Source organism: Kosakonia sp. ML.JS2a (genome assembly GCF_025642095.1).
In the GTDB taxonomy this organism is placed as follows: Bacteria; Pseudomonadota; Gammaproteobacteria; order Enterobacterales; family Enterobacteriaceae.
Genome location: NZ_CP106754.1, coordinates 1,434,608 through 1,450,093, shown reverse-complemented (window position 1 = coordinate 1,450,093; position 15,486 = coordinate 1,434,608). Strand labels below are relative to the sequence as shown.

Annotated in this window: 13 protein-coding genes; 6 read left to right on the top strand and 7 right to left on the bottom strand. The window is 55.9% G+C overall.

The genetic code is table 11. The annotated features are described in order from the left end of the window. Positions 1 to 29: 29 nt before the first annotated feature. The 4 genes from N7922_RS07045 to aegA all read right to left on the bottom strand — a co-directional run bounded on the left by N7922_RS07045 (position 30) and on the right by aegA (position 4,807). The gene (locus tag N7922_RS07045; protein WP_263099860.1) at positions 30 to 968 is read right to left on the bottom strand and encodes a hypothetical protein; all 939 of its coding nucleotides are present in this window, start codon (positions 966 to 968) and stop codon (positions 30 to 32) included. Positions 969 to 1,017: 49 nt separating this feature from the next. Continuing rightward, positions 1,018 to 2,061: a DUF1176 domain-containing protein gene (locus tag N7922_RS07040; protein ID WP_263099859.1), complete on the bottom strand. Its 1,044-nt coding sequence runs from the start codon at positions 2,059 to 2,061 to the stop codon at positions 1,018 to 1,020. Between the two features lie 122 nt (positions 2,062 to 2,183). Beyond that, on the bottom strand, positions 2,184 to 2,759 hold the full coding sequence (nudK, locus tag N7922_RS07035) for a GDP-mannose pyrophosphatase NudK (RefSeq protein ID WP_263099858.1): 576 nt from the start codon (positions 2,757 to 2,759) through the stop codon (positions 2,184 to 2,186). A gap of 68 nt (positions 2,760 to 2,827) precedes the next feature. Then, positions 2,828 to 4,807, bottom strand: coding sequence for a formate-dependent uric acid utilization protein AegA (gene aegA / locus N7922_RS07030; protein ID WP_263099857.1), 1,980 nt, complete (start codon positions 4,805 to 4,807; stop codon positions 2,828 to 2,830). A gap of 224 nt (positions 4,808 to 5,031) precedes the next feature. On the opposite strand from aegA, the gene narQ reads away from it, so the two are divergent. Continuing rightward, positions 5,032 to 6,726, top strand: coding sequence for a nitrate/nitrite two-component system sensor histidine kinase NarQ (narQ, locus tag N7922_RS07025; protein WP_263099856.1), 1,695 nt, complete (start codon positions 5,032 to 5,034; stop codon positions 6,724 to 6,726). 198 nt (positions 6,727 to 6,924) lie between these two features. Further along, positions 6,925 to 10,038 (top strand): multidrug efflux RND transporter permease AcrD, encoded by a 3,114-nt coding sequence (gene acrD, locus N7922_RS07020; protein WP_263099855.1) that lies wholly within the window; start codon positions 6,925 to 6,927, stop codon positions 10,036 to 10,038. A 136-nt stretch (positions 10,039 to 10,174) separates the two neighbouring features. On the opposite strand, the gene ypfM is transcribed toward acrD, so the two are convergent. Continuing rightward, complete coding sequence (gene ypfM / locus N7922_RS07015) at positions 10,175 to 10,234, bottom strand: protein YpfM (protein ID WP_100181659.1); 60 nt, start codon at positions 10,232 to 10,234, stop codon at positions 10,175 to 10,177. 184 nt (positions 10,235 to 10,418) lie between these two features. Between ypfM and N7922_RS07010 the strand changes: the two genes are divergently transcribed. The 4 genes from N7922_RS07010 (at position 10,419) to N7922_RS06995 (ending at position 12,653) form a co-directional block, all read left to right on the top strand. Then, on the top strand, positions 10,419 to 10,856 hold the full coding sequence (locus tag N7922_RS07010; protein WP_263099854.1) for a GNAT family N-acetyltransferase: 438 nt from the start codon (positions 10,419 to 10,421) through the stop codon (positions 10,854 to 10,856). Between the two features lie 91 nt (positions 10,857 to 10,947). After that, on the top strand, positions 10,948 to 11,304 hold the full coding sequence (locus N7922_RS07005; RefSeq protein ID WP_263099853.1) for an ArsC family reductase: 357 nt from the start codon (positions 10,948 to 10,950) through the stop codon (positions 11,302 to 11,304). Positions 11,305 to 11,307: 3 nt separating this feature from the next. Beyond that, on the top strand, positions 11,308 to 12,435 hold the full coding sequence (gene dapE, locus N7922_RS07000) for a succinyl-diaminopimelate desuccinylase (RefSeq protein WP_263099852.1): 1,128 nt from the start codon (positions 11,308 to 11,310) through the stop codon (positions 12,433 to 12,435). Between the two features lie 17 nt (positions 12,436 to 12,452). Continuing rightward, positions 12,453 to 12,653, top strand: coding sequence for a YpfN family protein (locus tag N7922_RS06995; protein WP_263099851.1), 201 nt, complete (start codon positions 12,453 to 12,455; stop codon positions 12,651 to 12,653). Between the two features lie 36 nt (positions 12,654 to 12,689). Here the strand turns inward: N7922_RS06995 and ypfH are convergent, their stop codons facing one another. Both ypfH and N7922_RS06985 read right to left on the bottom strand, forming a co-directional pair. Next, positions 12,690 to 13,388 (bottom strand): esterase, encoded by a 699-nt coding sequence (ypfH, locus tag N7922_RS06990; RefSeq protein ID WP_263099850.1) that lies wholly within the window; start codon positions 13,386 to 13,388, stop codon positions 12,690 to 12,692. Positions 13,389 to 13,465: 77 nt separating this feature from the next. Then, a complete protein-coding gene (locus tag N7922_RS06985) occupies positions 13,466 to 15,481 on the bottom strand; it encodes a tRNA(Met) cytidine acetyltransferase TmcA (RefSeq protein ID WP_263099849.1) in 2,016 nt (671 codons plus the stop codon). Between the last annotated feature and the right edge of the window lie 5 nt (positions 15,482 to 15,486).

The window sequence follows — 15,486 nt, the reverse complement described above, 5'->3', positions numbered from 1 at the left end:
AGCGTTGACTGTTCGCTGGCGCGTCATCGCTATTTCAGCACCTGCAATGCCTCGCTGTTTTGCGGGGTGATGATATCTTCCTGCTTCTCATCCCAGAGCGCTTTTTTCACCAGCACATTGCCGCTGTGCTGCGGGTCGCGCTTCACCAGCGTAGCGGCATCATCCTCTTCCTGCATATTGGTGTTCATCGGAAACGACGGAATGGCTTTAATCCACTGCCCTTGCTGAATGTCGTAGACATACACCACCCGCCAGGCGCTGGTCCACCACTCCGGGAAGATAACCACCCTGTCGCGCCCGCTGTCATCCAGTTGCGAAAGCACCTGCACCCCGCCGCCAATACACTGCGGCAGAATGGCCGGTTGAATGGCCGGGTTGCTGCTCCAGACAGAACACTGGCAGTCGCCATCCATATCGCAGCTGCCGCCATTTTGCGGATCGCGGGCGCTAAGCCAGACGATATCTTTATTGACGCCGTCAAACTTGCCCTTGGCGACGCGGCCTTCCACGGCGGTGTCTTTTTGATTCAGCCGGGTGAGTAAATCCGTTTCACCGCTAATGCGCCAGCCGCCCGCCTCTTTTTTGAACATCAACTGTGCGGGATAGTTTTTGACCTGTTTGCCATCAGTGCCCGCCTGTTTGACAAACTCCACCCACACCTGCCCCACCTCATCTTCGGCGATATCGAGGGTACTGATAATGCGCTGGGAAAATTGCGGCGTACGGGTTTGAAAATCGTGCTGTTTGTTCAGTACCGCGTCGCTGGCAAGCGGTTGACCAAACCACTGCACTTGCGCGGCGTAGAGATCGCTGCCGGTGGCATTCTGTTCGCCATTAAGATAGTGATTCCACCGTTCAACCTGCCGGGTGATCTCCTGCCGGTCGGCAGTACTAAGCTCTGCCTGCGCAGGCAGGGCGGCGATGAACAGCAGACAGGCGGCAATCCATTGGGCGTATATGTGCTTCATTCTCTCTTTCCCGGATAAAATATTCGGGAGGATTATAAATAACTTACGCTTATCGCGTCACCCACAGCGTCGGCCAGGCATCGGGGCCGTGCCAGTTATCGCAGGTGGGTTCCTGAGCGTAACGCACCAGGCGAAAACGCTGCCCATCAAAACGCCAGCGGCTCGCTACGCCGCAGTCCACCAGGCCGCGCCCTTTTGACAAGGTGGTCAGTTCACGGGTTTTCTCATCAAACACGGCGTTCATCAGCTCCATTTCGTCATTACCGTTATCCGGCGTGAATGGCAGATGCAAACGCACAGGGCGCGAGGCAAAGGGCTTTTCTCGCGAAACCAGCCATGCCAGCTCAACGGTGTTGTACGCGCCCGCTTCACAATCAATCATCAGCAAGGCTTTATCGTCCGTCAGCGCGGTGACACGCACCTCGCGGCGCATGGGATCCAGCGAACACTGGGTGTTGTTCATACGCCAGTTGGCATAATCCAGCAGATCGTTCAGCTCCTGGTGGGTGAGCGGTACGGGCATCGCCGTCACCAGCGCCACCTCTTTTAGCGCAGGCGCGGGCGGTACACTCAACGGCGGCTCATCGCCTTTTTTGATCCAGGCGGTTTCGCTACCCACACGCTTTTGCTGTGTGTCGATAAACAGCAGCGCGGCTTTAAGACCCAACAGTGAAATCTTGCCTTTACTGCCCGCAAGCGTGATGGTCTGCCCTTCCTGAATCGTTTTCAGGAAGTCAGTAATACCAACGGCGTTATCGGTCATCAAATGCCAGGGTGAGAGCTGCCAGTGTGTCGCCGTCAGTTTCAGGGGCTGTTCATCCAGTAACAAGCGATCGGCAATCGGCGGCTCTTTTACCGGCGGCGCGTCTTTACCGCCAAGATCGATACGCAATGTGGCATCGGTGCGCGCCCCGGCGCTGCGCCCGAGCGTCATCACCAGGCCGCCATGCATTCCGGTGTTACGGGCAACACAAAAGTTTTGGTTATTGCAGGTGACCTGCCAGTCGGAGAACGTCTGCTGTGCGGGCGCAGCCTGCAGTAATGGTGCGGTAAACAGACCGCAGAGCAACGTGAATAAGCTGCGATAACGCATGAATGGTACAAACCCCGGATGAAGAGAAGCGCGACGTGCGTATCTTCGGTTTCCGGGGGCGCTGGCTCAATCGGATTTGTCGGATAGCTTCATCCGAAAGATGGAACAAAAAACCTTAAAATTCAGTTCATTATCCCTGATAATTGTAAGTATTGCAGTAAAATCACCGCCTTGCCGTCGCGTATCTCACCGTTTGCCATCATGGATAACGCCTGATGGAAAGGCAGCTCCAGCACTTCAATGTCTTCATCTTCCACGCCACCGCCGTTATTGGCGCGTTGCGCATCACTGTATTCCGCAATAAAAAAGTGCACAATTTCCGTTACGCCGCCTGGCGACATATAGAGTTCGAAGACCTTACGCACCTCGCCGACCTGGTAACCGGTCTCTTCGATGGCCTCTTTGCGAATGCAGACTTCCGGTTCATCGTCATCCAGTAAACCCGCGCAGGACTCAATTAAGCGCCCATCTTCATTGCCGTTCACCCATGTGGCAATACGGAACTGACGAATCAGCACCACGCTCTGTTTTTCGCGGTTATACAGCAGGATCGTGGCGCCATTGCCCCGATCGTAGACTTCGCGCTTATGACGCACGACTTCACCGTTCTGGCGGGTCAGATCGTAGGTGATATTGCGCAGGATAAAGTAATTTTCAGAGAGGAGTTTATCTTTGATAACTTCAATTTTCAGCGACATACAGGCTCCAAAGCGCTAACAATCTGGCGTCATACTACGCCGTGGAGCCTGTTTTGTCGCGAAGAGCGTTAATGTTTACCCGGTGCTTTTACTCCCAGCCAGTCCATCATGCCCTGCGCCGCGTGGCGACCTTCCGCCATCGCTGTCACCACCAGATCGGCACCGCGCACCGCATCGCCACCGGCGAAGATTTTCGGGTTACTGGTCTGATAACGATAAACGCTGTCAACACCGGCGGAAATCCGCCCCCAGTCGTCCACACGAACGCCCTGATGCTCCAGCCACGGCATGGCGTGCGGGTTAAAACCAAACGCCATGATCACCGCATCAGCAGGCATCACAAACTCACTGCCGGCAATCGGCACCGGGCGGCGACGGCCTTTGGCGTCCGGTTCACCGAGTTGCGTACGCAGTAAACGGATGCCGCACACCTTACCTTCGCTATCCAGTTCCAGGTCCACCGGCTGCACGTTGAATTCAAACTCAGCCCCTTCATCGCGGGCGTTTTTCACCTCTTTCTTCGAGCCCGGCATATTGGCTTCGTCGCGGCGATAGGCGCAAGTGACTTTGCTGGCGCCATGACGCAGCGAGGTACGCACGCAATCCATCGCCGTATCGCCGCCGCCCAACACCACCACATTCAACCCTTCAGTGTTGATAAACGGCTCTTCGGCGCTGTCCGGCAGCCCCATTACGTGTTTGGTGTTAGCAATCAGGAAGGGCAGCGCATCGTAAACCCCCGGCGCATCTTCATTCGGCAAACCGGCTTTCATTGAACGGTAGGTTCCTACGCCCACAAACACGGCGTCATACTCACCCAGCAGCGTATCGAGGGAGATGTCTTTGCCAATTTCGCAGTTCAGTTCAAAGCGGATGCCCATGGCGCTGAAGATCTCCCGGCGACGCGCCAGCAGTGATTTATCCAGCTTAAAGGAGGGAATACCGAAGGTCAGCAACCCACCGATTTCCGGATGGCGATCAAAAACCGTCGCGCTCACGCCATGACGCGCCAGCACATCGGCGCAGGCCAGTCCCGCCGGTCCGGCCCCGATGATCGCCACGCGCTTGTTCACCGCCTGCACCTGCTGTAAATCCGGTCGCCAGCCCTGCGCCAATGCCTGATCGGAAATATAGCGTTCGATGTTGCCAATGGTGACCGCGCCGTATTCGTCACGCACCGTGCAGGCCCCTTCGCACAGACGATCCTGCGGGCAGACGCGACCGGTGATTTCCGGCAGGCAGTTGGTCTGATGGGAAAGCTCGACCGCCGCGGCGATATCGCCCGCTTTTACCCGCTCAATCCACTGCGGAATATGGTTATGCAACGGGCAGGTCCATTCGCATACGCTGTGTTCGCCGCACGTCAGGCAACGTTCCGCTTCGCGGTGCGCCTGGTCGGCACGAAACGGCAGATAGATTTCGTCGAAACCGGTTTTACGCGCCGCCAGCGGCAGTTTGTCCGGCTCGCCGCGCGGCGGTGTTTTACGCATTTGTCGCACTTTGCGATCGTCAAATGCTGGCGTCAGCGCCGCAACGCTGTGCCACGGCTGTGCTTCATGGCTGGCCGCACGCAGACGACGCGCTTTCGACATCCCCGACAACGCATCGCCGTTTACCAGCTGCAATGCATCAGCCGGGCAGTTTTGCGCACAGGCCGGGCCTTCCGCCCGATCGCGGCACAGATCGCATTTGTGTGCGGTGGCTTTCACCATCCCTTCGCCTATGGGTGTTACCAGCACCTGCATGGTGCCGAACGGGCACGCAACAACGCAGGACTTACAGCCGATACACTTCTGCTGGTTGACCTGCACGGCATCATCGACACGACTGATCGCACCGTTCGGGCAACTGCGGGCACAGGGTGCAGCTTCACAGTGGCGGCAGGTCACCGCGCTGCGTTGCTGCTGATGTTTAATCACCGTAATGCGCGGATGAAAATGCGCCGGACTTAAGACATGCTGCTCCTCATTGTGAGCCATTACGCACGCCACTTCACAGGCACGACATCCTATACATTGCTGGCTATTCGCCATAATAAAACGATTCATGGCACCCTTCTTTTCTGGTTTAATAAACCCTATTTTTTATATGAGCATTGTATTTACCGGGGCAATTTCACGCTGGCAATGTACAATTGCCCAGAAAGGTTATCTATTTGTCACGAACTTGTAGCAGATCAATTTATTTCAGGATTTCTGAACACTAATTTCATTCGATGGGCGTTCGCGCTGCCGTCTGCCGCACGTAACATCAGGAATCGGGAACAGCGACTGTGTCAGTAAAAAGACCTGTGTCATCCAGTCTCGCCAAAGCCTTTTTCTATATTGTCCTGTTGTCGTTACTCTCAACAGGTATCGCATTGATTACCCTTGCCAGCAGCCTGCGCGATGCGGAAGCCATTAACATTGCCGGATCATTGCGTATGCAAAGCTATCGCCTCGGCTACGATCTGCGCACCGATCCCGACAAGCTGGTCGAGCACCGCCAGCGCTATCAGCAGACGCTGAACTCGCCGGTGCTGCAACATCTTCATCGCTGGTATATTCCGCAGGACGTCCAACAGCGTTATGGGCAATTGCACGAGAGCTGGCAACAGATGGATGCGCGTCTGGCGCAGCATGATGCACAGTGGTATCAGCAGAATATTCAGGGTTACGTCGGCAATATCGATCTGTTTGTGCTGGCGCTTCAGCACTATGCCGAACGCAAAATGATCCTGGTGGTGATCATTTCGCTGCTGGGAGCCGCAGGGATTTTCATCCTCGTATTTTTCACCCTGCACCGCATCCGCCAGCAAGTGGTGAAACCGCTCCGCCAGTTGATGACCGCCAGTCAACAAATCCAGCAAGGGCACTTTTCTTACCCGCTGCTCAACATTCAACTCGATAATGAACTGGGCCAGCTGGCCTCGACATTCGACCGGATGTCCGGCGAGCTGTTAAAGCTGTATCGCTCGCTGGAAGCCTCCGTTGAGGAAAAAACCCGCGACCTGCATGACGCTCATCGCCGCCTGGAGGTGATGTACCAGTGTTCGCAGGCGCTTAACACCAGCCAGCTTGATGTGCACTCACTGCGCCATGTACTGCGTATTGTCTATGAACATGAGGCGGCCAGTTATCTGGAACTGACGGCGGATGATAACTGGTGTCTGCAACAGGGAAAGCAGGATCCGCAACGTCCTCTGGGCAGTTTGCCGGTGAATATGCAGGATAACGTCCTGGGTGAGCTGCGCTGGCAGAGTACGCAGCAGCAGGCATCCATACCGTTAATGCGCAATATCGCCACCATTCTCGGGCGTGGGCTGTATATCAATCAGGCGCAAAAACAGTATCAGCAACTGATACTGATGGAGGAGCGCGCCACGATTGCCCGCGAGCTACACGATTCGCTGGCGCAGATGCTCTCGTATTTACGCATCCAGTTAACATTACTGAAGCGTGCCGTGCCGGACGAAAACGTACCGGCGCACGCCATCATTGATGACTTTTCTCGTGGGCTGAATAACGCATACCGCCAGTTGCGCGAGCTGTTGACCACCTTCCGTCTGTCGCTACAGCAGAGTGATTTGACGGCGGCGTTGCGCGAAGCGCTGGATCTGTTGCAGGGCCAGACCCAAGCGAAGTTAAGCCTGGATTGCCGCCTGCCGACCCAGACGCTGGACGCCCAGCAGCAAATCAATGTGCTGCAGATTATCCGCGAAGCGGTTATCAACGCCATCAAGCATTCCGGCGCCAGCGACATTAACGTCACTTGCGTCACCGATCCCGATGGGTTGCACTCCATCTATATTCGCGATAATGGCATAGGTATGAGCACCACGGCAGAGCCGGACGGGCATTATGGGTTGAGCATCATGCACGAGCGGGCAGAACGACTGAATGGCACGCTGGACATTGTTTCGCCATCGGGCGGCGGAACGCAGGTACAGCTTCGCTTTCCACAAGCCGGGCAATCAAAACGTCAATAAATGTAAAGAAAAGCATAAAATTACATGATCTGGCGGGAGGAATTTTGCTTAAGTCGCGCTTTGCATAGTTATGCCTTAACTAAGCATGATAATTTACATTTTCTCCTTATTTTCTCCACGATTGATTTCTGCATTGCCGCTACATTGATGCAAGCAATGTCACTATAACGATACGCAGCAATAGAGGTCTGGCTTCTGATGGCGAATTTTTTTATTGATCGCCCCATTTTTGCGTGGGTGCTGGCGATCCTGATCTGTCTCACGGGAACACTTGCCATTATTTCGTTACCGGTCGAACAATATCCTGATTTAGCCCCACCGAACGTCCGTATCACCGCGAATTATCCAGGCGCATCTGCGCAAACGCTGGAAAACACCGTGACGCAGGTTATCGAACAAAATATGACCGGGCTCGATAACCTGATGTACATGTCCTCACAAAGTAGCGCAACGGGCCAGGCCACAATCACGCTCAACTTTAAAGCCGGGACCGATCCTGACGAAGCCGTCCAGCAAGTACAGAACCAGTTACAATCAGCGCTGCGTAAGCTGCCGCAAAAGGTGCAAAATCAGGGCGTCACCGTGCGTAAAACCGGTGACACCAACATCCTGACCCTCGCCTTTGTCTCAACCGACGGCTCGATGGATAAACAGGATATCGCCGATTATGTCGCCAGTAATATTCAGGATCCTATCAGCCGTGTGAATGGTGTGGGGGATATTGATGCCTACGGCACGCAATACTCAATGCGTATCTGGCTCGATCCGGCGAAGCTCAACAGCTATCAGATGACCGCTTCCGACGTGACAAGCGCTATCTCTTCGCAGAATGCGCAGATTGCCGTGGGTCAGCTTGGCGGAACGCCATCGGTCGATCGCCAGGCGCTGAACGCCACCATCAATGCCCAATCGTTATTACAAACCCCGGAACAGTTCCGCAATATTACGTTGCGCGTCAACCAGGACGGTTCGGAAGTCAAGCTTGGCGATGTCGCAATGGTGGAACTGGGCGCGGAAAAATACGACAACCTCAGCCGTTTTAACGGTAAGGCCGCATCGGGCCTTGGGGTCAAACTGGCCTCCGGGGCTAACGAAATGGAGACAGCGGAACTGGTGCTAAAACGCCTTGATGAGCTGGCGCCCTTTTTCCCGCATGGTCTGGAGTATAAAGTCGCTTACGAAACCACGTCCTTCGTTAAAGCCTCCATCATCGACGTGGTGAAAACCCTGCTTGAAGCCATCGCGCTGGTTTTCCTCGTGATGTATCTGTTTCTGCAAAATTTCCGCGCCACGCTTATCCCCACCATTGCCGTGCCGGTGGTGCTGCTCGGGACATTCGCTGTGCTGTACGCCTTTGGCTACAGCATTAACACGCTGACCATGTTCGCGGTGGTACTGGCGATCGGTTTGCTGGTGGATGATGCCATCGTCGTTGTGGAAAACGTCGAGCGCATAATGACCGAGGAGGGTCTGTCGCCACGGGAAGCAACGCGTAAATCAATGGGGCAGATCCAGGGAGCGTTAGTCGGGATTGCCATGGTGCTGTCGGCAGTATTTGTCCCAATGGCGTTTTTCGGCGGCACCACCGGTGCAATTTACCGCCAGTTCTCCATCACCATTGTGTCGGCGATGGTGCTGTCGGTGCTGGTGGCGATGATCCTCACGCCCGCACTGTGCGCCACGCTGCTGAAGCCGCTGCACAAAGGTGAGTTGCACGGGCAGAAAGGGGTCTTCGGGGCCTTTAACCGCATTTTCAACCGTAACGCCGACCGTTATGAAACGGCGGTGGGTCGGATTCTGCACCGCAGCCTGCGCTGGATTTTGCTCTATGTGTTGCTGATTGGCGCCATGGTGTTGCTGTTCCTGCGTCTGCCTACATCATTTTTGCCACAGGAAGATCGCGGGATGTTCACCACCTCCGTGCAACTGCCCAGCGGCGCAACGCAACAGCAGACACTGAAAGTGGTCCAGAAGGTCGAAGACTATTTCTTCACCCATGAAAAAGAGAATGTCGCGTCGGTATTTGCCACTGTCGGCTCCGGCCCTGGCGGTAACGGGCAAAACGTCGCGCGTTTGTTTATTCGTCTGAAAGATTGGGAGGAGCGCGATCCGAATAGCGGCAGTGCCTTCGCTATTATTGAACGCGCCACCAAAGCCTTTAACCGTATTAAAGAAGCCCGTGTTTTCGCCAGTAGCCCTCCGGCTATCAGCGGGATGGGGAGCTCCGCCGGTTTCGACATGGAGCTACAGGATCACGCCGGAGCGGGTCACGATGCGCTGATGAATGCGCGCGATCGCCTGCTTGAGCTTGCGGCCAAAGAGCCCACGTTAACCCGCGTCCGCCATAATGGCCTTGATGACAGCGCGCAGTTGCAGATCGATATCGATCAGCGCAAAGCGCAAGCGCTGGGGGTCTCCATTGATGATATTAACGACACGCTGCAAACCGCCTGGGGTTCCAGCTACGTAAACGACTTTATGGATCGCGGTCGCGTGAAGAAGGTCTACGTACAGGCAGCGGCAAAATACCGCATGCTGCCGGATGATATTAATCTGTGGTATGTGCGTAACAGCAGCGGCGGCATGGTGCCGTTCTCGGCTTTCGCCACGTCGCACTGGGAAACCGGATCGCCCCGTCTGGAGCGCTACAACGGCTATGCTGCGGTCGAGATTGTAGGCGAGTCTGCCCCTGGCGTCAGTACCGGTACAGCCATGGATGTGATGGAAAAACTGGTCAGCCAGTTACCAGGCGGGTTTGGTCTGGAATGGACCGCCATGTCCTATCAGGAACGCCTCTCCGGCGCACAGGCACCTGCGTTGTATGCGGTTTCCCTGCTGGTGGTGTTCCTGTGTCTGGCCGCGCTGTATGAGAGCTGGTCTGTGCCCTTCTCGGTGATGCTGGTCGTACCGCTTGGGGTGATCGGCGCACTGTTAGCGACCTGGATGCGCGGGCTGGAAAACGATGTCTATTTCCAGGTCGGCCTGTTGACAGTGATCGGGTTGTCGGCGAAGAACGCCATTTTGATCGTCGAGTTCGCCAATGATATGAACGCGAAAGGTGAAGATCTGCTGGTATCGACCCTGCATGCCTGCCGCCAGCGTTTACGTCCGATCCTGATGACCTCGCTGGCGTTTGTCTTCGGGGTGCTGCCGATGGCCACCAGCACCGGCGCGGGCTCCGGTAGCCAGCACGCGGTAGGCACCGGCGTGATGGGCGGCATGATTTCCGCAACATTACTCGCCATCTTCTTTGTGCCGCTGTTCTTTGTGCTGGTGCGTCGCCGCTTCCCGCTGAAAGAACGTGCGCAGTAAGATAATCCCCTCTCCCCGAAAGGGGAGAGTTAAGCGATGGAAAACAAAAAAGGCGACCTGCGGGTCGCCTTTTTTCATGTGGTTACTTTCACATGTTTAGCTATAAGCTCTCACTGCTTAATCATTCTTCTGGATGTTATTTACGAAGCATGCCTTCGATAAAATCTTTCCAGTTCCCCAGTTCATGTTCAATCATAACTACCTCTCTTATTATTGCGGTCATTCTACTAAAAACGGTGACCACTGTGAAGATACTTCAACCAATTGCTTTAATCGTTGTTAGCAGGGTATGTTTAATAACTGGTTTCACTATGCGCCGTTCACCTGTCATTTAATGTGAGTAACGGCAATATTCCGTAAAAACTTTAGGGCCAAATGAAATGACATTCACATTGTGTGATAAACATTCCATTAATGAGGTTGACTGGGTGGAATTAAGCGCCCTGCTCGACGCGGGCGGACTCAACCAGCGCCCGCCTGCACTCGTAGAGCAGGCGTGGCGTAACAGCACATTTTGCTGGTTCGGTTACCATGACGGCAAGCTGGTCGCCACTGCCCGCGCCATCAGCGATTTGACGTGGGCAAGCTATGTGGCTGATATAGTTGTAGCACCGCAAATGCAGGGGCGCGGTTATGGTAAACAATTAATGATGGACATCGTTAAAACATTATTACCTTACGGTAAAACCTTTATTTATTCGGTGCCGGAAAAAACGGGATTTTATCAACAATATGGTTTTCGCTTTTTAACAACAGGAATGGTATGCGCAACATCTGAGAGTTTATTCAAGCTGGAGCAGAGTGGCTATATTCGCTGAATTATCATTAACAGGCGAATGATATTCTTTTTAAATTCCGTTATTCTAATTTCTTGTGCAAATAACCAAAGATGAGACAAAAGGATTCACCATGTTCACAATGTACGGTATCAAAAACTGCGACACCATCAAAAAAGCCCGTCGCTGGCTGGAGGGAAACCAGGTGGAGTATCGCTTTCATGATTACCGGGCAGACGGTATTGATGCACAACTGCTGCATACCTTTATCGCCGAACTGGGTTGGGAAGCGCTGCTGAACACCCGGGGCACCACCTGGCGCAAGCTGGATGCCTCCCTGCGCGACACCATCACCCACGCCGATGCCGCCGTGGCACTGATGCTGGAAATGCCGGCAATTATCAAACGCCCATTGCTCTGTGCGCCCGGTAAGCCTATGCTGCTGGGTTTCAATGAATCCAGTTATGAGAAGTTTATCAACGAGGTGTAGTTTATGTCGTGCCCGGTTATTGAGCTGACACAGCAGCTTATTCGTCGCCCTTCTCTCAGTCCCGATGACGCGGGATGTCAGGCGTTAATGATTGCGCGCCTGCGTACTATCGGTTTCACCGTTGAGCCGATGGATTTTGGCGACACGCAAAACTTCTGGGCATGGCGTGGCCAAGGGGAAACGCTGGCCTTCGCCGGTCATACCGACGTGGTCCCGGCCGGGGATGCGGATCGCTGGATCAACCCCCCGTTTGAACCCACCATCCGCGATGGCATGCTGTTTGGCCGCGGCGCGGCGGACATGAAAGGGTCACTGGCGGCCATGGTTGTCGCCGCCGAGCGTTTCGTCGCTCAGCACCCGCAGCATAAAGGCCGCCTTGCATTTCTGATCACCTCCGATGAAGAAGCCAGCGCCGCGAACGGCACGGTCAAAGTGGTGGAAGCGCTGATGGCGCGTAACGAACGTCTGGATTACTGCCTGGTGGGCGAACCGTCCAGCACCGAAGTAGTGGGCGACGTGGTAAAAAATGGCCGCCGCGGTTCGATGACCTGCAACCTGACTATCCACGGCGTACAGGGCCACGTGGCGTACCCGCATCTCGCCGACAATCCGGTGCACCGCGCCGCCCCCATGATCAGCGAACTGGTGGGCATTGAATGGGATAAAGGCAACGACTATTTCCCGCCGACCAGCATGCAGATTGCCAATATCAAAGCCGGTACGGGCAGCAACAACGTGATTCCTGGCGATCTGTTTGTGCAGTTTAACTTCCGCTTCAGTACCGAACTGACGGATGAGATGATCAAAGCGAAAGTCATTGCCCTGCTGGAAAAACATCAGCTGCGTTATACCGTTGAGTGGTGGATCTCCGGGCAACCGTTTTTGACCGGGCGCGGCAAGCTGGTGGATGCGGTCGTGAACGCTATTGAGCACTATAATGAGATTAAACCGCAGTTGTTAACCACTGGCGGCACCTCGGATGGTCGTTTCATCGCGCGGATGGGCGCGCAAGTGGTTGAACTTGGGCCGGTCAACGCCACCATTCACAAGATTAACGAATGCGTGAACGCGGCAGATTTGCAGATGCTTGCCCGTATGTATCAACGCATTATGGAACAACTCATCGCCTGACGGGCCTGGAGGATTGCATGGACTGGCTTGCTAAATACTGGTGGATCCTGGTGCTGGTGTTTTTACTCGGCGTGATCCTGAATGTGATTAAGGATCTCAATCGCGTCGATCATAAAAAATTCCTCGCCAACAAACCGGAGCTTCCCCCCCATCGTGATTTTAACGACAAGTGGGATGATGAAGACGACTGGCCGAAAAAAGATCAGCCGAAACCGTAACACACTGCACGCCACTCCCGCCCGGGAGTGGCTGTTTTATATCAGTTCAATGATATCGTCGTCATCAGGTTTGCCACCGCTTAACGCCTCATCAAAATAGTGCTTCGGCACGGTGTAACACAGATGGTTCAACGCCAGCGCCATGCTGCGGTCGTCAATGGCGTGACCCAGATCCTCCACGATATCCAGCGTCACATCCCCTCCCAGGTTCTGCAAGGCTTCCTGTGCAGCAACGGCCCAGGCCAGATCGATAACCCGGTCTTCCCCACCGTGGATCAGGTGAATGGTCTGTGCAGCAGAAACCGCCTGCGGCAGCGTGGCATAGCGACCATTAAAGGCGATCACCCGCGAGGCCAGATCCGGCTGCGCTTTTCCCCCTTCCAGCGCCATGATCGCGCCCTGAGAAAAACCGATCAGTGCCGTCGCCCGGGCACCAAGCCCGCTCTGTTTCTGCCAGTAGCGCACGGTGTCGATAAACACCGGCATAATGGCATCCACACGCTGTTGCCGGTTCTCTTCCGTTACGCCAGCCACGGAAAACCATTGACGCCCTGGCGCAGGGCCGCTGGCTTCGGCGCCGCCGATGCTGACCACCAGCGCGTCCGGAAATTGCACGGCGAACCGGCTACCGATTTTGCCCATCGCAACAGGGTTATCGCCGACGCCATGAAACAGCAGCAGCAATTGTTTCGCCGGGGATTGGGGGTTTTGCACGACAAAATGGTCATGTTTCATGGTTGTCTCCTTAACTCGTTGGGTGCAGTTTACGCCGGGGAGCAAGAATGACCATGCCATTTAACTGAATGAGTTAGTTAAAAAAATTGCAGTTTCTGCACCTGTTCTTTCAGCGTCACTGTGCGTTGCGTATCAAGCGCATACAGAGCCTGTCCGGCATCCGCACGTTGCTGCGCCAGCAAGGCTTTACGCCCGGAAAGGGATAACCGCTCGCACAGCGTTTGCTCGCACTCGCCAGCGGTAATCTGGCCGCGCAACGCCGCCAGCGGCAACGCGCTACGGTTCAACAAACGGTGTAATGCGCCCATCGACGTGGATAGCGGGCGATGGGCGAAAGCAAACCCGGCCAGCTCAAGCCAGTCATCATCATTAAGCGTAGTCGTTTGTCCCGACGGGAGGGGCAACGCTTCCTGTTGCCAGTGGGAAAGCCAGGGCAGGTCGCGGCCCAGCCGCACTTGCTCACGCGCCGCTAATTCGTGCCCGGCCGTCGTTAATGGCAACAGCGCCATGGCGGTGTAACAGCCGCTGCTGGCTTCCCGGTGACTGCCCAGGCGCACCAACAAAAAACCGCAGCGCTGCCAGAAACGCCACAGCGTGGGCGTGTAACCAAAACTGACAGAGAGATAATCAACACCACCACTGTTCGCCTGCGCCCGGGTGATTAACGCCGAACCAATACCTTCACGCTGGCTGTAGGGATGGACCGCAATACGGCTAACCCGCAACCCGCGCAGGGTTGCCGCCAGTGGACTGCCACCATGCGCCGCCAGCGATTGCGCCACCAGGTTGCCGCGTGGTCGACGAAAACCAGCCCACACCGCCTGGCTTAACGCCTCGCTGAGTCCCCCCTCCTCCACCAGCCACAACGCCGCCACGATGGTCCGCGCTTTTTCTGCGAGCCAGAAATGCTGCCCGGGGGCATCCATCATGCGCCGCAAATCGAGCGGAGAAGTCCGGTAATGCGCACTCGCCAACAGGCGATAGAGCGCAGCAGGCTGCGCGGGATTGTGCTGCCACGCACTCTGCGCCAGCGGCTGCATTATGCATTCGCCTTCCGGAACATCTGCGGGGGGCATGTCGTCAAACAGCAGCAGCGTACTGATAAAGCGCTCCAGCGGGCAGCCTTTCGCCCAGCGCAGCGGCGTGCTCAACGTGGAATGACGCAAGTGCGGGAAACCCGCGCAGAATTTGAGCAGGAATCCCTGACCGGTACCTTCATACCCCTGAACCGTGGTGGTCAGTAACACATGGCTGAAGGCTGCCGTCAGGGCATGCAGCAACGGGCCAGGGATCGCCGCGGCTTCATCCACCACCAGCCAGCCGGGCTGCGTGCCGGTGCGCTCAATCTGCTGCAATAGCGCATCCGGGGCGATAAAGGTAAAGCGTTCTCCGGCGTAGCGCGCCAGCACATCGGTTGCCGCACGCGCCGGAGCGGTGATCACCACCGGATCGGATAACTGCGCGATATGCATCCCCGCCAGCGCCGATTTGCCGCGACCGCGCGGGGCCGTCACCACCATCACGCCAGGCGGCATGGTATGCAGTGCGGCAAGAATATGCGCCTGCTCTTGTTCAGGTTCTCCCGTCGCCGGATGCCAGGTCGGGCGGACATCACAATGAGGAAGAATGAAAGGCTGGTTTTCATGCCACTGCACCGTCTCACCGTCTGCGGCGGCGGTCTGGCAGAAATGTCGAACAAACGTGGGGACGGGGATGGGATCGACCGTGTCGCTCCAGCGGCAACTGTCTGCGTCCGGCAAGTGCGGCCACTGCGCCTGCGGCGGCGTTAACAGCACCAGCCAGCTACCGGCTTTTAACGTTCCGCCCAGTGCGGCAAAGGCCGCGACATCAAAGCCCTGACGCGCATCAAAAACCGCATGACGGAATTCGCGCCCGAGCAGGGTTGCCAGCGCGCGCGGCGAACAGTGCGGCGACCAGCCTGCTGGCTCACCAACCCACAGCCAGTCTCCCGGCAAGGTTGCGCGTAACGCCTCAGCCTGCTGTTCGCACCACGCATCCTGGCCGCTCACCACCAGTAACCGACGAATGCCTTCCTGCGCCATCCGCGCGCTGTGTTGAATAAATGCCTGCATCACAA